This window comes from Calditrichota bacterium, assembly GCA_016867835.1.
Classification (GTDB): Bacteria; Electryoneota; AABM5-125-24; order Hatepunaeales; family Hatepunaeaceae; genus VGIQ01.
Genome location: VGIQ01000051.1, coordinates 1 through 18,615, shown reverse-complemented (window position 1 = coordinate 18,615; position 18,615 = coordinate 1). Strand labels below are relative to the sequence as shown.

Sequence of the window (18,615 nt, the reverse complement as noted above, 5' to 3'; positions counted from 1 at the left end):
CGCCCCCTCATCCTTGATAGTGAAATACCGATGCCCCGAAGAGTGGTGTTTCACATTCGACAACTCACCTTCGAGATAGAGCAACGGAAGCCCGTCTTCGAGTAGTCGCCGGATTTCGGCGGTAAGCCGGCTGACTGACCAGATGTCGGGACTGACGTTGGTCACCAAGGGTCCTCTGTTGCTGGGATGGGCTTGCGGGCGCCTGCGGGCCGGGCCGGCGACGCACGGTGAGCGTTATCTCATACGGGGCAACGAGCGGCTCCCCGAGAGTTCGGTTAACCGCAATGGAATAGAGCGGGAGCGGAGATATCCCCGACTCCCGCTGCCTGACTAACGGATCTTCTTCTTGTGACGATTCTTGCGCAATCTTTTCTTGCGCTTGTGAGTGGCCATCTTATGGCGCTTACGCTTACGTCCGCAGGGCAAAGTGTCCCCTCAGGTGGTTTGAAATTGCACGGGTGAAGTCAGACCTTCGCTTTCTTCACCGCATTCCGAAGAAGCGGGGAGGGTTTGAAGGTAGGGGTGATCCGGGCCGGCACTTTGATCGATTGACGGGTGCGGGGGTTGACTGCCCGCCGTGCCGCTCGCCTGACGACTTTGAAGGTGCCGAACCGACGCAGTTCGACGGTTCCACCTTTGGCAAGTTCCGATTCGATCATCTTGAGCGCGCCTTCGAAGACGGCTGAGACGTCGCTTCGGGTTAACCCGGTGGCATCGGAAACGTTTTGGATGATGTCCGCACGGTTCATTGGGTTCCCTCCTATGAAACCAGCAATCCGGCTGGCACGGCCTATGAGAGCGCCGCTGCGCCCATTCGGTCGAACTAATCCCTAAAGATAAACGGAAGGCGCTGCTCCTGCAAGTGCCATCGGCATATCCGGCGCTGCATCTTCAACTTTAACTTCCCAATCCTACTTAAGTGCCGTAACCCGTACGGAGCGGATAACCTGCCCGGCGCTCGCTTCAAGAAAATAACTGCCGCTGGGCAGATACGGCACCATTACCGCCTCTATCTGCCACCCGGACCGGGCAACGTAACGATAAGTGCGCCAAACCGTGCGGCTGCTCGTGTCGATTAGTCTTAAACGAACCAGCCCCGGCACGCCAATGGAGTAGCGCACAACGAACCCGGCATTAAAAGGATTGGGCCAGACACCGCCCAGATCGAACGAGGTCGGATGCACAGGGCTATCCGAGTCCTTCGGCGCTGCCAGAGCGCGGACGATGTCGATCTTGCCCCAACCCCAGGTAGTGTTGGGAACCCGACCGGTCCACCCATCGCGCCGGGTGCCCAGGATTAGTCGCCGGCGCAGTTCAGCGGGCGTCAAGTCGGGCTCGGCTTCGAGCAGCAAACCGGCCGTCCCCGCTGCTGCCGGGCTCGACATCGAAGTCCCCATAAGTGCAAGATAATCGGCCGGTTCGCCAGATTCGCCGTCGTTGGAAATGATGAGATCGTCATAGCCGATACCAGGCGGCAACAGATCCTGATTGCGGCAGGAGATAGTGGTCATTCCTGGCGCGGCGATGTCGGGCTTCAAATGGCCGTCTATACGGGGACCACGCGATGAAAAGTAGGCAATATCACCAAGGATTCCACCGTTGCCCTGCTCTGCACCGTAGAAGGCCGTCCACCTAGTGCGTGAGGTGTAGGCGGCTACAGACAGGCAGGAGTCTGCAGTGGACGGGAGCAGAACGGTGAAATCGGGATCTGCGGCTCGGAAGCGAACGCCACCCTCCTCATCGAGGGTCAGGATGTGGAAACGAAGCGCTGATTCGCTATGATTGGTCACTTGGATCGTGAAGTTCGCAACTTCATTGGGAAGATCGTTGCGAGCCAGATACTCTCGAGCTTCGGTACCGCGTAGAGATGCCACCTGTGGCATAGCCTCAAACGGCTCTTCGTCACCTCGACTGTTTCTGACAGCGGCAGTGAATGGCAGGTGAACCGAGGTGTCAGGTCCATCATACCACGAAAGCACAAATCCCCAGGATCGACCTTCGCCCGCATAGACCGAAATGACTGCAATGGGATCGGTGGTTGCACCGCCTTCTAACACGTCGGAGTAGTGAATCCAACCTCGAGCCTGATTGCCGGCCGACATGAAGACTGTTGTGCCCTGTCCGACTGCCCAATCGACAGCCTGCTCTTCGGGCGACGAGCCATCGTTGAAGTAGTCGTAGCCGCCGTAACTCATCGTCATTATGTCAGCGCGGCACCAGGTCGCAGCGCCGCGAACGGCGCCGACGACAGCGGCACTGGAGGCATAGGCAGTCGAATCGTCGCCAATCTTGAGGTAGATCGCTTCGGCGGCAGGCGCCATACCGCGCCACCGTCCGCCCGAGAGTTCGCCACTGCCATAGACCGTCCCGGCGACATGCGTCCCATGGGCTGAAACGAGGTCGGTTACGTCCTCGCTGGTGTCGGGATAATCGGCGTAGTCCATTGCCGCAGCCGGATCCGGCAAGTCAGGAAAGTCGAGTTGGAAGCCTGAGTCGATGACGGCGAGCCGGACACCTCGACCGGTAAGTGCTGGATCAGCTTGCTGCGCGGCAAGCGCTCCGGTCTCTATGGCAGTTAGGTCGTTGAGTGGCTTCAACCTGCGGTAGGCCGAGGCGGCATAGACAACGACACCCTTTGCCAGTAGTTGCCCTATGGCTGACTTATGCGCGCGGACAAGATAGTAACCATAGGGATGACCTCCCACCGGCGGCACCCAGGACTGCAGATAAACTTCAAGGTCACTCCGGTTGCGAAGGCCTGCCGATGGATCGGCATCCTTTCCATCGACATAGAGGAAGACCTTTAGTTGGGGATCGATGTCAAGCGGCAAACCGGCGCGCTTCAATTGCTGCGCATTTGCCTCGCTTGGATCTGCGGCAAATCGTTCGATTAACGCAAAGTCCCGGGTCAAACGCGGATCGAGGTTGGTAACGACCTCTGCAATGGACGATGCGCAAAGTGAAAACTGCAGGATTGTGGTTAGTGCCGACCGCAGCATGGTAAGACTCAATTTAAAGGGCAAAAACAACCTGCCCGCCGCCCTGAACCGGCGACGGGCAAGTTGTTTTGAAAGAATCCGGCTGAACCGGAAGTTACTTCATCAAGACCAGTTTCTGCGTCGAAGAGGCTTCACCCGGCACATCGAGGCGGGCAAAATAGACGCCTGAAGGCAGTTCGCCCGGCCGCCAGAAGGTCGAATGACGTCCGCTGCGCCCCTGGCCGGACTCGACGAGCGTCACCTCGCGACCGGCTTGATCGAAGATAGCCAGCCGAAAGTCCGCTTCCCGAGCCAGAGAATAGTCGAGCCGCACAAGGCCGTTGAACGGATTGGGAAAAGCCAGTTCGAGGAGGTAATTTCCCGGTAGCGGCGGCTCGGGCCAGTCAGCGCTAAGTTCCGGAGCAAACCAGCGGAGCATACTCTCGAGCACGGTCTCTCTGCGGGTGCCAATGTTGCTGATGGCAGCAAAATTGAACCCGAGGTAGATCGTCTTGGCGTTGGTGCGTTGATCGTGCTTATAGACCCCGGCGAGACCCATGATCTCACCGAACTGACTATAGACGAAGAGACTGTCTCCCGGCGTCAGGACCGTCATGGTCGAAGGTGAGATATTGCCGTCGTCGGACCCCCCTTCGCCGGTCAGAAAGAGAACCTCATCGCCGCGCACCGCCGCGCGGCGGGAGACTCCTAAAACCACCGATGCTCCCACCGAGTCGGCGCCGTGCGTTGCCCCCAAATAGGTCCGAATGAACTGCCGGTTTTCCGGGTCGTCGCCGATGTAACGTCCCGATAGCAGCATCCTCGCACCGCGAGCCAGACCGGTGCGGATGGAGATTCGGTCATATTCGTCGAGCGGCGGATAGGCATCGCCGGTTTCCCAGATCACCAATGAGTGGTCGGAGAGGACGGTGTCGGGCGGCGGGCCGACGCGGGAGCAGTCCCAGTTCAGCCAGCCCTGCCGGATCGCCGTGACGGTGTTCTTGTGATACTGTTCGTAGTCGAGACCGCCGTCGTCATCGACGATCAGGATGTTCGGATGCCCAAGGAGAAACTCGTAGTCCCTCGAGCGGGTCAGGTCTCCGGGCTGGGCATGCAGCGTCACCGTGCAAACTGCCGTATGGGGGATGAAGTCAAGCGCCACCTCGATTATAAACGGCTCGTCGGTGTTGGTGTGGCGTTGTCCAACATCGAGATTAGGGAAGGTTACTTCACCATGAATCACCTCAACTGCCGGATCGTCACTGGAAAAGGTTGCGATCAACTCCTCGGGGGGGGTGCCCCGGTTGACCACTGTGACCGTGAATCCGGCCATCTCGCCAGGCTCGATGACATTGTTGCCGTTATCCTCGTAGATCAGGTTAATGCTCTGAATGAGGGGCACCGGGTCGGCTGCGGCGCGAAGCGCGGCGTAGGCATTAAGACGTCCGCCGCCGAGCATTCCGACGAAGTTCGGATTCTGCTGATCGATGTTGTCCGCTGAGGTAACCAGAAAATCGGTCAGGATGTCGGGCGGGGCGTTGGGGAAGCGCGCCTTCAGAAGGCCTGCGGCGCCGGCAACATGCGGCGAAGCAGCTGAGGTGCCGAGGAAACTTGGATTGTAGTCGGTGCCCAAGGTCGTGGTGATGATTTCTACACCCGGAGCAGAAATATCGACCCAATCGCCGTAGGTTGAGAAGTTGGTTTTGACGTCGTTTCGGTCGGTTGCCGCAACGGAAAGAACGTGGTCATAGCCGGCCGGATATAGGACTCGGGCATTGCCTGAATTGCCGCATGCGGCCACGACCAGAGTGCCCGCTTCAAAGGCTGCAGTAATCACTTCTTGAGCTGCATCGGTTCGCTGCGTTCCGCCCCACGAGCAGTTGATGATATGCGCCTCATTGCGATAGGCGTATTCGATCCCCTCGTAGCCGAAGTTGATCTGAGTTCCCTGTCCGGTCCGGACCGACATCAGGGCGCAACTGTAGCCAATCGAGGCGACGCCTTCCTCGTTGTTGGTAACGGCTGAGGCAATGCCTGAAACGTGAACTCCATGACCGTTTATGTCGGTCGGGTCGCGGTCGTTGCCTTGAAAGTCCCAGCCATAGAAGTCATCGACATGGCCGTTCTGGTCGTTGTCGGTGGTGTCGATATCTTCGTTCGTCAACTGCCCGTCGCCGTTGGCGTCTTCGCCGAGATTCTGCCAGATGTTGGCGGCCAAGTCGGGATGGGTCAGGTTGCCGCCTAGATCGACGATACCGATGACGACAGCGGGGCTGCCGCGGCTCGAGTCGTGCGCTTGATTGGCGCGGATGAGATTGAGCGCATACTGCTGATCGCGTAGCGAATCGTTATGGGGCAGGTAGACCTCGTCGATCCACCACGGGTGAGCGTAGCGGACGCCCGGGGTAGCGAGGAGAATGCGGCAGGCTTCCCAGACGGAGACCGACTCTGGGAAATAAACGTTCAAAATTGGTCGCAGGTCGGTGCCGCCCGGTCTTGCAGGGCCGGGATTATGAGGGAACTTGCGTTCAACGCCGATGGCGCCGATTCGTTCGAGGGCGGCATCGATCGCGGGATCGCCAAGGCGTTCGACCTTGGTGGCGCCGATGTCGCTGAAGAGTGCAGCCTCAACCTTGAAGATAGCGACACCGGGCCGCATTTCAGCCTTCGGCTCGCTATTGGGTGCTCCGGCGACAGCCAGGCACACGGTAAGCAACATGCTTAGGGGAGCGATCAGGAACTGTGAACCGACGCGCAAGATGGCTCCTTTCCGCCGCTAACTTTACGGCAGCGAATGATCAAGTCTGCGGTCTGCACCGATGGCAAACCCGCAATGACAGCGTGCGTATAAGATCGCTATATCAATGTCACCGGACGAGCACCAGACGCTCTTCGATCGGCGCCCGGCCCGGTGTGGTCAAACGGAAGAAGTAAATACCCGAAGGACTGAGGTTGGCATCCCACTGAATGGCATGCCGTCCGGAAGCCTTCATACCGGAGTATAGTTGCTCGACCAGCCGCCCCGACGGGTCGTAAATGGCGAGTTCGACCCGAGCTGCCGCTGGCAGGGTGTAACCGAGCCGGACGCGGCTGTTGAAGGGATTGGGAAAGGCCGGTTCAATGGCGTAGTTCATTGGCAATGACGGATCGTATGGTGCGGAATTGTTCAGTTCGCCATCGCGGAACCAGCGGAACATCTGCCGAAAGGCCTCGTCGCGGGCAGACTGGCGGTTGCTAACTGACTCAAATGAAAAGCCGAGGTAAATCGTCCGCGATTGGGTTCGGCGGTCTTCGCGCCAGACGCCGGCCAGGCCGGTGATCTCCATCCCGGCACGACGATAGACCATCAGACTATCGGCCCCCAGGACCGGTGCCATCGTCGAGGGCGAAATGCGCGGATCGCTTCCACCGCCGCCCGACATTACCAGTTGAATGTCGGGTGCCACCGGTCGCTCACCTACGAGTCCGGTCGTGATAATGGCGAAGGCCGAGTCCTCGCGGTGCATCGCACCGAAGTAATTGCGCAGCAGTTCGTGGTTCTCGGCATCGTCGCCGATCCGCTTGCCGATCAACATGATATTGGCGCGTTCGTATAGCGCGGTTTCGAGTTGGAAGCGGTCGAGTTCGTCAAGCGGCGGGTTGGCATCGCCGGTTATCCAGACGACCATCGGGTAATCCTCAAGGGTTACCGCGTCAGGCGAGAACTTCGTTACGACATCCCACCGTGCCCAGCCCAGGCCCATCGCTTCGATCGACTCGAAAATGGTCTCCTCCGCGTTGCCGCCCTCATCGTCGTCGATCACGAGGATGTCGGGGTGCCCTACCAAAAGTTCGAACTCCCGCTCGATCCGGACGTCGCCGGGGGCTGCCGTCACAACAACAGTGATCCAGGTCGTGTGGGCGCGAGCTGATTCGTTGACGTTCAGCAAAATGTAGCCGTCACGGTATTCGACCTGCTCGCCCGGCTCGAGGTCGGGAAAGTTCATCGGTTCGGGGGCAATGAAGATCGTCGTATCGGAACTCAGCGCGATGACCTGAATGCCTTCGGTAGGCTGGCCGTTGGCGCCGTTGGAGATGGTCAGAAGAAGACGCACCGATTCGCCCGGATCGAGAGCGCCGTTGCCGTTGCCTTCGTCGCTGTCGTCGATTATCAGGGTGTCGATGGTAAGGATCGGGCGATTGCCAAGCAGCAATGACCGGTAGGCATTGACCCGGCCGGAACCGAGCCGGCCCTGGAAGTTGGGATTCTGCTCGTCGATATTGTCGGCGCCGGCGAGGATCAACTGGCGCAGTTCCTCGACTGTGAGTTGTTCATAGGCCGACTTAACCAGTCCGGCCAGTCCGGCGACATGCGGGGCGGCCATCGAGGTGCCTTGATAACTCGCATAGCCATTGGTCGGGACGGTGCTCATGATTGAGACCCCCGGAGCCGAGACATCGACCCAGGCACCGTAATTCGAGAAGCCCGCGCGGCGGTCATTCTGATCGGTCGCGGCTACTGCAAGCACGGTCGGATAGGATGCCGGATAAAAGGTCGCATCGACGTTGTCGTTGCCGGCTGCAGCGACGACGAGACAGCCGCGAGCGTTAGCGTCGATCACCACCCGTCGGGTGAAGTCGTTCCCGCCCGGACCACCCCACGAGCAATTCACCGCTGTCGCGCCGTTGCGGGCCGCGTATTCGATGCCTTGATAACCATACTGAATCGATCCGCCGGTCCCGGCGCGATAGACCATTAGAGAGATGTTGAATCCGATCGAAGCAACACCGGTGCCGTTATTGGTAACCGCGGCAATCGTCCCGCCGGTGTGGGTGCCGTGGCCGTCCGAGTCCTGCGGCAGGCGGTCGTTCTGCATCGCATCCCAACCCCAGAAGTCATCGCGATAACCGTTGCCATCGTCGTCGCGGTTGTTGATCTCATCCTGATCGATGACGCCGTTGCCGTTCAAATCTTCGCCGGGATTGATCCAGAGGTTCGCAGCAATGTCGGGGTGGTTATATTGGATCCCCGTATCGACATCGGCTACGACGATGCTGCGGCTGCCGCGATGGATATCCCAAGCCGAATACATCTGCAGTTTCTGCAGCGCATACTGCTGACCGCGACGAGGGTCGTTAGGCTCAAAGCAGGTCTGATAGATATACCACGGCTCGACCAGTTCGATCCCTTCGACCTTCGAGAGATCATGAATCACGTCGGCAATAGAGACCGATTCCGGGAAGTAGAGGTTATAGATCAGGCTGAGGTCCGGGCCGTCCTTGACCGGTGGTAGGCAGAATGGGAAGGTGCGCTCGACAAGGGTTGCACCGATGCCGTCCATAAACCGGTCGAGCGGTTCATAGCCGGAACGGAGGTCACCTTCGGAGGGAAGTTCGATTTTGTAACCGGGCCAGACGCTGAACATCACCACACCTTCACGGTGCGGCGAATCAAGATCGACGGCGATCGCTCCCGCCAGCGGCATAAGCGTCGTCAGAATAACCAGGAAACAGTGGAGGAAGCGCAATGGAAACTCCTTGGTATAAAGGTCGCCGCTCACCCTACGGCAACTAAGGCAACATAACAGTATAACAAGAGCGAAGGTCTATTGCAAGCCTTCCCTCTTACAAAAAGATACGGCTTGGAAAGCCGGGTTGATTGCGACAGTCTGCTGATTCTCAACTAATGCGCATCAAACCGGTCCGGCAACCACCATTGCCTGCCAGCCGTGATGTTCGACTGCGCAGACTGGATGCCAACCGGACTGAGTTAAATGTTGCAGCATCGCCTCATCCTTGCGCAGATAGACAGGCGGTTTAGTCAAACGGCGGACTTGGTTACCTAACGCGCCCGGCGGCGACCAGGTGAGCAATAGTCGTCCCCGGGCGGTAATCACCCGACGCCACTCGTGTAAGGCGGCATCCAAGTCATTTAGATATTCAGTCAGTCCAAGCGCAACAATACACCCCACTTTACATGACACCAGCGGCAAGTGCCGCGCATCAGCCTGCACAAATGATCCCACGGCAGAGACTGGGGCATACGTTCTAATAATGTCAATCCTAATGACGCGATCCGGTAGGAGGTCGAGGACCCTCCAGAAGGCTCCCCCGCCGGTGCCAAGATCGATTATTGCGCCTTCGATAGACTTACAATGCCGATCGAAAAGTCGTCGTGCACCCTCCCACTCGCGACGGGTCAGGAAGTTGCCGGGGCCGCTCCAATCGCGCTTGTGATAACGACGGGTAAGTCGCTCCCACATCCGACGATCATGTAGCGCTGTCAATGAGTCTCATCCCCGCTGGCAGCGCGGGCAATAGAAACTGCTGCGCCCGCCTTGAACGATTCGCCGGATCGCGGTTCCGCAATGCTGACATGGATCGCCCTCCCGGCCATAGACCGCGAGAGAGGCCTTGAACGCTCCCTCCCGGCCGTCGGAGAGGCGGAAGTCGCGAAAGGTCGTCCCACCCGAAGCAATCGCGGCGGTCATTATCTCTCCCAGCGCTTTATGCAGGCGCTTCAAGCGGACGATCCCGATAGAAGATGCGCGGCGGGCAGGATGAATTCCAGCGGAAAACAGCGCTTCGGAGGCGTAGATGTTGCCGATACCGGCGACGGACGATTGGTCGAGCAGGGCAAGTTTGACGGGAGTGCGCCGACCGCGAACAGCGGCGACAAACGCATCGGCATCGAAACCCGGATCGAAGAAATCGGGGCCAAAGTCGTCGTAAGGTGTCCGGTTGTCATTACTTTCCCAAAGTCCGCCCAGGGTTCGAGCGTCGCGAAAAGCGAGGCTGCCCCGGTCGAGGATAATGCGAGCCCGAACGAACCGGTCATCACGGGCATCGAGATTTCTCTCCCGGGTCTCGAAAAGGAAGGTCCCGGTCATACCAAGATGAGCGTGCAGACGATGTGGTGAAGGGTGTCCCCTGCGATCTTGAAGATGAAAAGTCAAATACTTGCCGTGCCGGGTAATCGACGCAATGCTTAGACCGGTCAGATCATACAGACTCCCCGACCGCACGATGCGCGGCAAAGGCAATTCGATCCCAACGATCGTCCGGCCAATGGCGGCCGATTCAAGATGCCGTCTCAAGGATTCGACTTCGGGCAGTTCAGGCATAGATCAGGCTTCACCGTCGTATTCGAGGCGGAATCTCCGCGGCGGACGGCGGCCGGTTAGTCCCGACCAGAGACCCTGAAAGAACGCCGGAACTGACGAGGCTTTTCCGATGACGATCAGGCGGAGTGAATTGGCAAATGCCCCCACCGCTCCGGCTGGAATCAACAGCAGCCAGGAGCGCGGCGAGAGATATCGCTTCATCAGAATGGTCGTGCTGCGGGCAAGGTGAAAAGCCTTTAGGGGCGAACCGGGACCTCCCGCCGAGACCGAGACCTTATGATCGACTCGCGCCGATGGTATCGCCCACAATTCCCACCCGGCGTTGCGATGCCGAATCGAAAGATCGACATCCTCGCTGTAAAGCCCAAAGACCGGATCAAACCCGCCCAATTCGACAATCAACCGGCTGCGAACCAAATAGGCACAACCGGTCAGGTAACCGCAAAGGACTTCACCATGCAGTATGGGGTTGAATCGCTGCCGAATAGCCAGGTGGCCGATCCGGCCCCAGGTCAGGTCGGCAACCCCGCCGCCGAACCATATCAGATCGCCGGTTCCGGCATAAAAGATATAAGGCGCAACGGCTCCGCAGCGCGGATGTTTGTCAAGATACCGGTGCAGTTCACCGAGCGTTCCAGAGGCGACGGCAGCATCATTGTTCAGGAGGAATATGAACTCGGCGCCACTCGATAACGCCAGTTCAAAGCCCTGATTATTGGCTTTGGCAAAGCCGAAGTTGCCCGGATTGACGATTTGCCGGACGGCCGGGAAGCGCTCGCTTATCGCGGTTACGGACCCGTCTTTAGAGCCGTTGTCAATGACTATTACAAGGAGATTGGACCAGCCGTCCTGGAAGAGTGATTCTACAGCGGCAAGCGTCAGATCCTTCTGATTCCAGTTGGCGATGACGGCCGCAATGAGTGGCTCAGGCATAGCCGATAGCCCTCAAGTTCCTGGTCAACTCCTTTAGAATGTCCAGGTAACGCGACCAACTGAGACGGGCGGCGACAGCTTCGATGCCCTCTTTAAGCAGCGGTGCGTTCAGTTCGAGGAAAAATCGGCGAATCGAGTCTGCCAAAAGATCGGGCCTTCCGGGCTCAACGAGGAAACCGCTGCGGCCTTCGTCGATGATGTCAGGCAAACCGCCGACGAGGGTCGCCAGGACCGGTCGACGACAGTGGTAGGCGATCGGCACGATACCGCTCTGCGTCGCCGCCCGGTATGGCAGGACCACCAGATCGGCAGCGCGGAAATAGGGAGCCACCTCATCGTCGCCGACGAAACGATCTTCGAACCGCACCATAGTCATAGGCAATAACTTTATCATTTCCATCAAGTTATCGCGACCGGAATAGACCTCGCCGACAATTAGCAACTTGAGCCGGGGTAGATCGGTCAACCTGCGAGCGGCTTCGAGCAGAACATCGACGCCTTTGTAAGGTCGAATGAGGCCAAAACAGAGAACGATTCGGTCGTCGGGGTCAATGTCGAGTCGTTGCCGCGCTTCTGACTTGGGAAGATCGGCGCCGGGAAACTGGTCGTATAGAGGATGAAATGCCTCGGCGGCGCGATCTCTAATGCGCCCTTGGCCAAGAAGCCCTGCAAGAGCATCAACGTCGTGCGATGAATGAACGATGAAGCCGTCCATTCCGCCAAGCCCGAAACGGGCAGTTAACGATTGCAGACTTCCACTCTCATGAGGTAGGACGTTGTGGCAAATGGCGATCCTAACAGTTGAGCGAGGCAATCTCGACATGAGTCCACGATAGGCCGGGGCAAAGAACGGATGCCACCAATGGCATACGACAGATTCGGGATGCCAGTCAGCGATAAAACGGCCTGCAGAGTGCCAGGTGAGGGGATTCAGTGAGTCGAGGATAGGGAGGGCATTGGAAGATGCCGGACCTGCCTCAAACTGGCTTGTCCCCGGAAAGAGAAACGAGGGGTAGAGGCGCTTGAATCCGACCTGAAGAGGTTCGTCACCCCGGCTGGCGATCTCCGCAGCCAGCCGGTCGTTGAACTGGGCGATCCCGCCCCGATGGGGACGCGATGGCCCCACGAGGGCAATCCGCAAATTAGTCCCTGGAACGCGGCGTGAGATCGCTCCCGTCGCAGATCGGATAGTCCCGTCCCCCGCTTCGCTCGGCGATCATCTCGCCTAACAGGCCAAGTGTGATCAGTTGCACCCCGGCAATGACACCAAGGATGCCTGCCATCAAGAGCGGCCGGTTTCCGATCCAGATGCCTTGAAACCAGCCTATGCCAAGGTAGAAGAGGACGGCGGTCCCGGCGGCAAGGCTGAGCATTCCGAGGCTGCCGAAAAGGTGCATCGGCTTGGCAAAGAACTTCATCCGAAAGAGTAGCGTCAATAGGTCCATGAAGCCGGCAAGGAACCGGTAGGCGCCGAACTTCGTCTTCCCAAACTGCCGGGGATGATGCTGAACCGCTATTTCACCGACCCGGAATCCGGCCAGGTGTGCCAGCACCGGCAGAAAGCGGTGGCGTTCACCATAGACGGCGATCTCCCGGACGACTTCGGCACGATAAGCCTTCAGTCCGCAGTTGAAGTCGTGAAGTCGAATTCCGGTCAGCCAACCGGTTACGAAATTGAAAATGCGGGATGGCAGGCGCTTGGAGAGGGGATCGTGACGCACTTGTTTCCAACCCGAGACGAGGTCGTATCCGTTATCGAGTTGAGCCAGCAGGTTGGGAATCTCCGCGGGATCGTCCTGTAGATCGGCGTCCATCGTAACGATATACTCACCGACAGCAGCCCTAAAACCGACATCGAGTGCTGCGGACTTGCCCTGATTGCGGCGAAAAGTGATGAGTCGGACACGCCGGTCGGCTATTCTAATCTCCCGGACTAAGGCGTTCGAGCGGTCGCGGCTGCCGTCATCGACGAAGACAATCTCATAGGGACGATTTTCTCGCTCAAGGAGTGCGGTCAGACGGCGGTGAAGTTCGGCGAGCGAGCCCTCTTCGTCGTAAAAGGGAATGACAATGGACAAGGCAACCGGCGACGCAGGGGCTGATGCGGTGTTCATCGACCTTCCTGAGCCAGACGGGGATGATGGTCTATTTTCAGCAGTCGGATCCGGTCGATCGAGATATCGAGTTCTATGCCATCAAGCGCCACCGTCCAGCCCGAGGGTAGCGCGTCGTCAGGCCGGTCGAACCGAAAAGCCCGGCGATAGGCAAGTTCTCCACCCGACCAGAGCGTTTCGTAATGCACCCTAAGCGGAGAGTAGTCAAGTTTTAGAACCAGACTGTCTGCGGGCATCGCCTCCGATACCAGAGTAAGTTCCCCCGGATGGCCGTAAGTCGCTGACGCGATGCGCCAGTTGCGCGCCGGCTCAAGGTTAATCGCCGGTAACAGCATCGAGCCTAAATGACCGACTTCCTCCAGATCGACCTCCAACTCCGGCAAGGGGAGAATGCCGGATATGCTGCCCGAATAGACCTGACCGGTCTGAGGACGCTCTATCCGGTAAGTGTCACCGTTCAGTTCGATAGTAGCCAATCGCACTCGCAGCGGGCCTTCGAGTTCGATGCGCCAGGCGCCGCCCGACAGCCGACGTATAAGGCTGCGCACCTTCGCTTCGCCTCGACCGACCAGAACCGATATCGTTCCTCTCGCCTCATAAGTTTCGAGTGACGCCCGTCTCTGCATCAGACCGGTTAGTGCGTCGCCCGCATCTGAAGCATCGTAGCGACGCAGGAGAGAACTTCCGGAGCAGGCCGAGAAAAGCCATCCCCCGAATAGTATTGGCAGGATGAGCCGGGGCGCGTTAGCGCGCTTTATCGCGGTAATGATCGTTGTCGGGTTCGAGTTGAGCCGCCTTCTGCCAGGCGGATCGCGCTTCTTCGCTTCTATTTAGTGCTTCAAGAACCTGTGCCAAATGACTGTAGAGTTCGGCGTTGGAATCTTCGTCTTCAAGGGCTTTGCGGACATCGGTCAACGCTTCGTCAAAGCGTCCCAGTCGGTAGAGCACCCAACCGCGGGTATCGCGAAACGAGGGTGTTTCGGGGCGCAGTTCGAGGGCCTTTTCGACCATCGAAAGGGCGTCCTCGAGCCGCCGGTTCGCCTCCGAAAGCAGATAGGCGAAGTTGTTGAGCACAATCGGATTGTCGGCCTCGATAGCAACGGCTTTTTCATAAGCCGCAATGCTCTTGTCCCACTGTTCCAACTGGTGGTTGACAAAGCCGATTGTCAGGTAGGGCGCGATACGGGTGCTGTCGATGGCGATGGACTTTTCGGCAAAATCGAGGGCCTCCTCGTATCGCTTCGTCCGCTCGAGGGCGCGAGCCTTGAAGTCGTAGAACTGCGGTTCTTCGGGGAACTCGGCAAGGGCTGAATCGGCCAGGCCGAGGGCGGGATCATACTCGCGCAGTTCCTCAAAAGTCATCAGCAGGTTTGTCCAATAGCGCGAGTCAGTCGGGTGTAGTTCGACGGCTTTGCGGAAGTATTCATTCGCTGTGCGAAAGTCGTTTCGGGCGACCGAGAAGCCGCCCAGGAGAAAAGTCATCCGGTGGTTCGAGGGGTCGATCTCAATCAACCGCTTCAAAGACGTATCCGCCGCCTCGAAATCCTGTCGGGCAACCTGCAGCATTCCGAGCCGTTCGTAAAGCGGGGCCGACCGGTTGTTACGTTTGATGGCGCGGAGGATTACCGCATAGGCTTCATCGCCTTTGCCAAGTCGCTCGAGGACTAAACTATAGCGGATCGTCTCTTCGACCGTGAGCGCACCCTTCTTCTCAAGAGTGCCAAACTGATCCATCGCCGAGCGAGTGGCACCGGCGCGCAGGCTTGCTTCGGCGATGCGGCGTTCAAGTTCGACGTCGTTGGGCTTTAGGCGGCGCACCTGTTCGAGGATGACCAGTGCGGCGTGGCGCTCGTTCATAGCCTCATAAACGCGAGCCAGTGCCAGGCCGATCTCGGCAGACGACGGGTCGAAGAGACGCGCGATGTTGTATTCGACGGCGGCTTTTTCAAGATCGCCTGACTCCTCGCTTATTGCGCCTGCCGTGTAGCGGTCGAGCGCCATTTCCTTCACCAGCGAGTCGGGCCGTATGGTGCGCGAGGGTGATGGCGTCGCACTGCTGCGAACGCCTTGCCGGGCACAACCGCCGGCCATCAGCATCGCAAGCAGAAGCGTTGCCAACCCTACCGGGAGAGCGTGCCGCTTTACATTATGAACTATCGCCAATAGAACCTCAAGATATCATGATATGAGACAACGGCGACCAGAAGCAGAAGCATCGCGAGGCCGACCTTCATCATCATGGTCTTGACCTTCTCGGGGATTTCGCGACCGATGACCGATTCGATCACCAGGAACAGCAGGTGCCCGCCGTCGAGCATCGGCACCGGGAGGATGTTAAGAAAGGCAATTGATATGCTGATCAAGGCGATGAAGGCGATAAACGAAGCCGCTCCCGACCGGGCACTCTCGCCCGACATTCGCGCAATACCGAGCGGTCCGGTAAGTTCGCGGACGCTGGCGGTGCCGGAAAGCAGGGCCGCTACCGATGCAACGTTGAGCCGGATCACCCACCAGACTTGTTCGCCACCGTGAACGAATGCCGCAAGGGGACCGACGCGCTCGGTAGTGAAAGTCCCAACTACGCCGATCTTCCCGACAGAGTCCACGGCTCCGGTTCGGAGATTGAACTCGCGTGCCGACCTCGGCGTAATCGTCGTGCGCATAAGGCTGTCGCCGCGCAGCCATTCGACTTCGACTGGAATACCGGGACTCTTGCGCACTGCTTCGGTCATATGCGACCAATCCTCGACCCGCTCACCTGCCACCGCGACGATCTGATCACCCACTTCAAGGCCGGCTTCAGCAGCCGGATAGTCCGGGCTTACCAGCGTCAACGTCGTCCCGGTCATCCGCCCGACACCCTCCGAGTAGGTGAGCGACGAATAGAGCAGCCAGCCGAGTAGGACGTTCATGATGACGCCTGCCGAAATGATGAAGACCTTGCTCCAGAAGGACTGAGCCATAAAGCCGCGCGGATCGTTCGGATCGAACGACTCATCGAACGACTCATCGATCATCCCGCTCATCTTGACATAGCCACCGAGCGGCACCCAGCCGATTATATACTCGGTCTCGCCGATCTTGTGACCGAGCATCTTAGGCGGAAAACCGAGTGAAAAAGTCTCGACCCGAACCCCCGACATCTTCGCTGCGAGGTAGTGCCCTAACTCATGAACGAAGACGATGATGCCGATGACGACTATGAAGGAGAGGATGGTGGACATTCAGAGTGAAGAATTAAGAATTTAGAATTAAGAATGATACGATTTTGAAATGTGATGGATTGTCAATTTCACTTCGAGCTCTTTGATTTATTTGTCTCTCACTCCACAAATCGCCGTCACGTGCCCTCACGTGACGGAAGGTTCGTGCTTATATGCTGTCACGTGAGGCACGTGACAGCGGCAATCGCTGGATAAATTAATGAACTCACTTCGTTTATACTCGCATTGCAGGATTGACGTTCCCCTATGACGCGGCGACCCGATTGTTGACGAAGTCCCGGCCTTCGGCGTCGGCAGCGATAACGGCCTCGAGCGAATCAGCCGGTAGCGGTGTATGCTGGTTCAGAGCCTGCTCGATCAGATCGGTAATGGAGCCGAAGGCGATGCGACGGGATAGAAAATGGGCGACGGCTGCTTCGTCAGCCCCATTCATAACTGCTGTCGCCGTCCCCCCCATCGTCAAAGCCACTCTTGCCAGCCCCGGACCGGGGAACCTCGATCCATCGAGCGTCTCAAACGTTAGCGTTGGCCACTCGAGCGGGTCATCGCAAACGTAATCTGCCGGCTGGCGTTCCGGCCAGGTGAGCGCAAACTGTATCGGCAACCGCATGTCGGGCTTACCAAGTTGTGCCTTCAGTGAGCCGTCGGTGAACTCGACAAGCGAATGAACCACCGAAGGCCGGTGGATGCGCACATAGACCCTTTCATGCGGCAAGCCGAAAAGATGGCAGGCTTCGATGATCTCCAAACCCTTGTTGATAAGAGTGGCGGAATCGATTGTGATCTTAGGCCCCATTTTCCAGTTGGGATGCGCCAGTGCCTCCTCGGGCGAAGCGGTCGATATCCGCTCACTGCTCCAGTCTCGAAACGGGCCTCCCGACGCAGTCAGGATAAGCCTGCGAACCGACGCCATAGACTCCCCTGCCAGGCACTGGAAGATGGCGGAATGCTCGGAATCGACAGGCAGGATCTGTCCGTCACATTCGATAGCAATTCGCATTAGGAGGTCGCCGGCCAGGACGAGCGACTCTTTATTGGCAAGTGCCAGCGTCTTGCCGCGCTTCAGTGCTTCATGCGACACCGGCAGCCCGCTAATGCCGACGAGGGCGTTGAGGGCAACGTCATAATCGGCTTCGGCAGCGGCTTTCACTAACGCGTCCCGACCGCAGTGCACTCGGCAGCCAGTCCCGACCAGAGCCTGCATCAAGTCGTCGTAGTGACCGGCATCGCCAAGCACCACCTCCGGCACGGCATACTCCCGGGCTTGCTGCGCCAGTACTTCCCACCGACTTCCGGCAGTGAGCAAGGCGATCTCAAAGCCTCCGATGCGTCGGGCGACATCGAGTGTCTGACTCCCGATGGAGCCGGTGGAGCCGAAGAGCGCCAGTTGGCGGGCTTCAGGCACGGGAAGCCATTGCGACTCGAATGTCGGGATAGACCAGCGTCGAAGGCATTTTTGCGCCGGCATCGGAATAGATGTGGAACCGTTCGGATGTGCGCTCTATCTGCTCGATCTCTTGCAGCGACCAACCGGTCTCTTGCCATTCTCCCTGAAAAGCCTTCTGAATGGCGCGCTCGAGTGCCGGCATCAGTTCATCGCTCAAGATTATACGACTGGCGGCTTGCTCGAGGCTCGAAGCGGCACGTTCCAGCGAGGTAGAGAGGCTCTCTCGTCCGGGGTCGGTCAATCTTATGCCGATGGCGATATCAGATGCCCTTCCGGTCAAGGGCAGCGAACCATGCTGAAGTATCGCACCGGGATAAATGCGCTGTGCTGCGGCAGCGATCTTTCGCCCTTGATGCAGGAGTTCTCCCCGGACTTGCGAAGTCATACAGAGCCGCCCCAGGCGCGAGGTCAGAGGCAACGGCGACCTTGAGCCGGAATCGGCATCGACTGCGATCCCGACTTCGTCGAGGGCTTCGGCAATGGCGCGCGCGACCTGGCCATATATTACTCTCAACCCTACCGGGCCGGTTCCACCGGCGCGCAGAACGAATGCATAACTGACGTCGTTCCGGTGTAAAAGTGCCCGTCCACCGGTCGGGCGTCGGACAACATCCCAGCCCATTTGGCGGTTGGCATCAAAGTCAACGATAGCAGCGTCTTGATGGGTTCCCAGCGATATAGCCGGAGGCGACCAACTGTAAGTGCGAAAGGCCCCGTCCCAATCACCCACCGTGCGGGCAAGAAAGTCGTCTGCAGCCATGTGGAACGCTCCCGGGCGGGGCGTCTTATCGACGATCAACCGGAACATCAATCGTC

15 protein-coding genes are annotated in these 18,615 nt (G+C 58.6%); all 15 read right to left on the bottom strand.

Annotation, left to right across the window (positions count from 1 at the left end; all coding sequences use genetic code 11):
• A partial coding sequence (locus FJY67_06890) for an exodeoxyribonuclease VII large subunit (protein ID MBM3329181.1) occupies positions 1-168 on the bottom strand: 168 nt, incomplete at its 3' end.
• 296 nt (positions 169-464) lie between these two features.
• Positions 465-749, bottom strand: coding sequence for an HU family DNA-binding protein (locus FJY67_06885; GenBank protein ID MBM3329180.1), 285 nt, complete (start codon positions 747-749; stop codon positions 465-467).
• Positions 750-911: 162 nt separating this feature from the next.
• Positions 912-2,999 carry a hypothetical protein gene (locus tag FJY67_06880; GenBank protein ID MBM3329179.1) on the bottom strand — a complete coding sequence of 696 codons (2,088 nt, stop codon included), beginning with the start codon at positions 2,997-2,999 and terminating at the stop codon, positions 912-914.
• 94 nt (positions 3,000-3,093) lie between these two features.
• A complete protein-coding gene (locus FJY67_06875) occupies positions 3,094-5,736 on the bottom strand; it encodes a hypothetical protein (protein MBM3329178.1) in 2,643 nt (880 codons plus the stop codon).
• Between the two features lie 109 nt (positions 5,737-5,845).
• Complete coding sequence (locus FJY67_06870; GenBank protein ID MBM3329177.1) at positions 5,846-8,485, bottom strand: T9SS type A sorting domain-containing protein; 2,640 nt, start codon at positions 8,483-8,485, stop codon at positions 5,846-5,848.
• Positions 8,486-8,650: 165 nt separating this feature from the next.
• Entirely contained in the window at positions 8,651-9,244 is a 594-nt protein-coding gene (locus FJY67_06865) for a class I SAM-dependent methyltransferase (GenBank protein MBM3329176.1), read from the bottom strand.
• 6 nt (positions 9,245-9,250) lie between these two features.
• The gene (gene mutM / locus FJY67_06860) at positions 9,251-10,081 is read right to left on the bottom strand and encodes a bifunctional DNA-formamidopyrimidine glycosylase/DNA-(apurinic or apyrimidinic site) lyase (protein ID MBM3329175.1); all 831 of its coding nucleotides are present in this window, start codon (positions 10,079-10,081) and stop codon (positions 9,251-9,253) included.
• 3 nt (positions 10,082-10,084) lie between these two features.
• Positions 10,085-11,014, bottom strand: a complete 930-nt coding sequence (locus FJY67_06855; protein MBM3329174.1) for a glycosyltransferase family 2 protein — start codon at positions 11,012-11,014, stop codon at positions 10,085-10,087.
• Positions 11,007-12,155 carry a glycosyltransferase family 4 protein gene (locus FJY67_06850; protein MBM3329173.1) on the bottom strand — a complete coding sequence of 383 codons (1,149 nt, stop codon included), beginning with the start codon at positions 12,153-12,155 and terminating at the stop codon, positions 11,007-11,009. The genes FJY67_06855 and FJY67_06850 overlap by 8 nt, the downstream gene beginning before the upstream one ends.
• Before the next feature lies 1 nt (position 12,156).
• Complete coding sequence (locus FJY67_06845; protein ID MBM3329172.1) at positions 12,157-13,128, bottom strand: glycosyltransferase family 2 protein; 972 nt, start codon at positions 13,126-13,128, stop codon at positions 12,157-12,159.
• Positions 13,125-13,754: a hypothetical protein gene (locus FJY67_06840; GenBank protein MBM3329171.1), complete on the bottom strand. Its 630-nt coding sequence runs from the start codon at positions 13,752-13,754 to the stop codon at positions 13,125-13,127. Before FJY67_06840 ends, FJY67_06845 begins: the two co-directional genes overlap by 4 nt.
• A 118-nt stretch (positions 13,755-13,872) precedes the next feature.
• On the bottom strand, positions 13,873-15,291 hold the full coding sequence (locus FJY67_06835; GenBank protein MBM3329170.1) for a tetratricopeptide repeat protein: 1,419 nt from the start codon (positions 15,289-15,291) through the stop codon (positions 13,873-13,875).
• Entirely contained in the window at positions 15,282-16,352 is a 1,071-nt protein-coding gene (rseP, locus tag FJY67_06830; GenBank protein ID MBM3329169.1) for an RIP metalloprotease RseP, read from the bottom strand. Before rseP ends, FJY67_06835 begins: the two co-directional genes overlap by 10 nt.
• 244 nt (positions 16,353-16,596) lie before the next feature.
• The gene (locus tag FJY67_06825; protein ID MBM3329168.1) at positions 16,597-17,820 is read right to left on the bottom strand and encodes a 1-deoxy-D-xylulose-5-phosphate reductoisomerase; all 1,224 of its coding nucleotides are present in this window, start codon (positions 17,818-17,820) and stop codon (positions 16,597-16,599) included.
• On the bottom strand, positions 17,750-18,615 hold an 866-nt coding region (locus FJY67_06820), incomplete at its 5' end, for a lipoate--protein ligase family protein (protein MBM3329167.1). The genes FJY67_06820 and FJY67_06825, both read right to left, overlap by 71 nt.

Coding starts and splice junctions, on each gene's coding strand:
- rseP (MBM3329169.1), bottom strand. CDS start 16,352: ATGTCCACCATCCTCTCCTTCATAGTCGTCATCGGCATCATCGTCTTC.
- FJY67_06840 (MBM3329171.1), bottom strand. CDS start 13,754: ATGCAGAGACGGGCGTCACTCGAAACTTATGAGGCGAGAGGAACGATA.
- mutM (MBM3329175.1), bottom strand. CDS start 10,081: ATGCCTGAACTGCCCGAAGTCGAATCCTTGAGACGGCATCTTGAATCG.
- FJY67_06885 (MBM3329180.1), bottom strand. CDS start 749: ATGAACCGTGCGGACATCATCCAAAACGTTTCCGATGCCACCGGGTTA.
- FJY67_06855 (MBM3329174.1), bottom strand. CDS start 11,014: ATGCCTGAGCCACTCATTGCGGCCGTCATCGCCAACTGGAATCAGAAG.
- FJY67_06845 (MBM3329172.1), bottom strand. CDS start 13,128: ATGAACACCGCATCAGCCCCTGCGTCGCCGGTTGCCTTGTCCATTGTC.
- FJY67_06825 (MBM3329168.1), bottom strand. CDS start 17,820: ATGCCGGCGCAAAAATGCCTTCGACGCTGGTCTATCCCGACATTCGAG.
- FJY67_06880 (MBM3329179.1), bottom strand. CDS start 2,999: ATGCTGCGGTCGGCACTAACCACAATCCTGCAGTTTTCACTTTGCGCA.